This is a genomic window from Fretibacterium fastidiosum, assembly GCF_000210715.1.
In the GTDB taxonomy this organism is placed as follows: Bacteria; Synergistota; Synergistia; order Synergistales; family Aminobacteriaceae; genus Fretibacterium; species Fretibacterium fastidiosum.
Map to the genome: position 1 here is coordinate 1,382,044 of NC_021038.1, position 2,927 is coordinate 1,384,970.

The window sequence follows — 2,927 nt, forward strand, 5'->3', positions numbered from 1 at the left end:
GAGGGGCTGCCGCCGGCCGCCGAGCCCAAGCGGCGCAGGAGGACGAAGGACGACGGGGAGCCGGAGGCGTCCAGGAGGCGCGGGCGCAGGAAGACCGACGCCCCGAAGAAGGAGGACGAGGTCCTGAAGGCCATAGGCCCCCAGACGATGGCCCTCCTGACGCCGGGACAGGTGCGGCCCGATGGACCGGAAGCGGAGCGGGGCGGGCTCGATGCCTGACGCCGATCGTCGGGACGGGCCGCCGGTGAAGCGCATCGCAGGCGTCCTCTGGCCCGATGGCGACGAGGGGCGGCTGCGGTGGACCCTGGAGGCCCTGTCGGAGCTCTGGGGCGTGCCGGACCTCGTGGGGGAGCCTGTCCCCTTCACCTTGACGGACTACTATCGTGACATCGCGCCGCGCCTCGTGCGGACCTTCCTCTGCTTCCCCGGCCTCGTGGGGCGGGAGGGCTGGCGGACTGGAAGCGTCAGTCCTGCGCCGTCGAGGCCCGGAGCCGGACCCCGCGGGCCGTCAACGTCGATCCCGGCTACGTGGACGGCGCGCGCCTCGTCCTGGCCTCCACCAAGGACCACGCGCACCGCATCTGGCTTCGGGACGGCGTCTACGCCGAGGTGACGATGCGCTTCCGGTTCGGACGGTGGACGAGCTTCGACTACACGTTTCCCGACTTCAAGAGCGGCGCCTACGACGGGTTCCTCGGCGCCGTCCGGGAGAGGTGGCTGGCGGAGCGGCCCTGCCGCGCCCCGTCGTACCGCCGGCTGGAGGGGGGAGCGCGCGGGGCAGGCGAGGCCGGGCGAAGCCCATCGCCTGAGTTTTGAGGGAGCGCGATGAAACGCCTGAGCGCGTCCTCTGCCGCGTCTTTGCGTCGGAGGGCGGGCACCCGGCGGATTCGGCGCCCCCTGTGAGGAGGATGTTTTAGAGTGATCGAACGGTATGCGGAGCGGGACGTTGACGCGCTCTGGACTGAGGAGAACCGCCTGAACGTGATGCTGAAGGTGGAGCTTGCGGCGGCGCGGGCGTGGTGCGAGATGGGGCGCGTCCCGGAGGAGGCGCTTTTGGACATCGAGGCCAACGCGCGCTTTTCCGTGGAGCGCGTCCACGAGATCGAGCGGGTGACGCAGCACGACGTCGTGGCCTTCGTCAGCGCCGTGGCGGAAAACGTGGGCGAGAACGGGCGCTACCTGCACCTGGGCATGACGAGCAGCGACGTGCTGGACACGGCGAGCTCCATCATGCTGCGCGACTCCATGGACATCATCCTGAAGGCGCTGGACGAGCTGGACGGCGCGGTGATGAGCCTGGCCCGCCGCTACAAGCGCCTGCCCTGCGTCGGGCGCACCCACGGGATCCACGCGGAGCCGATGACCCTGGGCCTGAAGTTTCTGAACTGGCACGCGGAGCTGCAGCGCGACCGCGAGCGGCTCGAGCTGGCGAAGCGGCACGTGTCGAGCGGCAAGATATCGGGCGCGGTGGGCACCTACGCGATGAGCTCCCCTGCTCTCGAGGCTCGCGTGTGCGAACTGCTGGGGCTTGAGCCGGCGCGCATCTCGAACCAGATCCTGCAGCGGGACCGCCACGCCGAGATGATGAACGCCCTCGCGGTCTTCGGCTGCACCCTGGAGCGCATGGCCCTCGAGGTCCGCAACCTGCAGCGCACGGAGGTCCGGGAGGCCTTCGAGCCCTTCGGCGCGGGCCAGAAGGGGTCGAGCGCCATGCCCCACAAGCGAAACCCCATCAAGTGCGAGCGCGTCTGCGGGATGTCGCGCCTCCTGCGCGGCTATGCCCTGACGGCCATGGAGAACGTGGCGCTCTGGCACGAGCGCGACATCAGCCACTCCTCGGCGGAGCGCGTGATCTGGCCGGACGCCCTCAACATCGCCGCCTTCATGGCGCGAAGCATGACCGGTATCCTCACGGGCCTCGTGGTGGACGAGGCCCGCGTGAGGGAGGACATCGACATGACGGGCGGGCTGGTCTACAGCCAGCGCGTCCTGACCTTCCTGCTGGACGAGCTCAACCTGTCGCGGGAGGCGGCCTACGCCGTCGTGCAGGAGAACGCCATGAGGACGGCGGCGGGGGAGGGTCGCTTCCTGGACCTCCTGCTGCGCGACGGGCGCATCCAGGGCCTCGTGGCGCCGGAGCGCATCGAGGCCCTCTTCGAGTGCGACTTCTACGCGCGCTGGGTGGACGACATCTTCGCCCGCTTCGACGGGGATTGACGCGGGAGGCGGCCTTGCATCGTTTTTGCATGAAGGTCTACGGCTGTCAGATGAACGTCTACGACAGCGACCGGGTCCGCACGGCGCTCATGCGGCGGGGCTGGCGGGAGGCGGAGGAGGAGGACGCGGACCTGGTGGTCATCACGGGCTGCAGCGTCCGCGCCAAGGCCGAACAGAAGGTGTGGAGCGACCTGGGGCGCTACGAGGCGTCCTGGAGGGCCGGCCGCCGCCCCGTCCTGGCGCTGACGGGCTGCATCGCGCAGAGCCTGGGGAAACGCGCGCTGTCGCGCTTCCCCTGGGTGCGCCTCGTGTCGGGGCCGCGGCACATCGGCATGCTGCCGGACGGGCTGGAGCGCGTCGTGGCGGAGGACGTGAAGCTGGACCTGCTGGACGTGGACCCGCGGGAGTTCTTCGAGCTGGACGAGGTGACGGCGCGCCGCGAGAACCCCTGGCGGGCCTACGTGACCATCGCCTACGGCTGCGACAACTTCTGCACCTACTGCATCGTGCCCTACGTGCGGGGGCGCTTCCTGTCCCGCCCCGCCCCGGACGTCCTGAACGAGGTCCGGGCGCTGGTGGAGGACGGCGTGCGGGAGGTCACGCTGCTGGGCCAAAACGTCAACAGCTACGGTAGGGACCTGAGCGGCGGGCCGACCTTCGCGGAGCTCTTGCGGAGCGTGGCGCGGACGCCGGGGCTGGATCGGGTGCGC

3 protein-coding genes and 1 pseudogene are annotated in these 2,927 nt (G+C 70.4%); all 4 read left to right on the forward strand.

The window, feature by feature from the left end; translation table 11 throughout:
• A partial coding sequence (locus SY1_RS06335; RefSeq protein ID WP_208873114.1) for a hypothetical protein occupies positions 1-219 on the forward strand: 219 nt, incomplete at its 5' end.
• A pseudogene (locus SY1_RS06340) lies at positions 212-816 on the forward strand (DUF4416 family protein). The gene SY1_RS06335 and the pseudogene SY1_RS06340, both read left to right, overlap by 8 nt.
• A gap of 102 nt (positions 817-918) precedes the next feature.
• On the forward strand, positions 919-2,217 hold the full coding sequence (gene purB / locus SY1_RS06345) for an adenylosuccinate lyase (RefSeq protein WP_208873116.1): 1,299 nt from the start codon (positions 919-921) through the stop codon (positions 2,215-2,217).
• A gap of 14 nt (positions 2,218-2,231) precedes the next feature.
• Positions 2,232-2,927 (forward strand): radical SAM protein (locus SY1_RS06350; protein WP_208873119.1); only part of this gene is annotated, 696 nt, incomplete at its 3' end.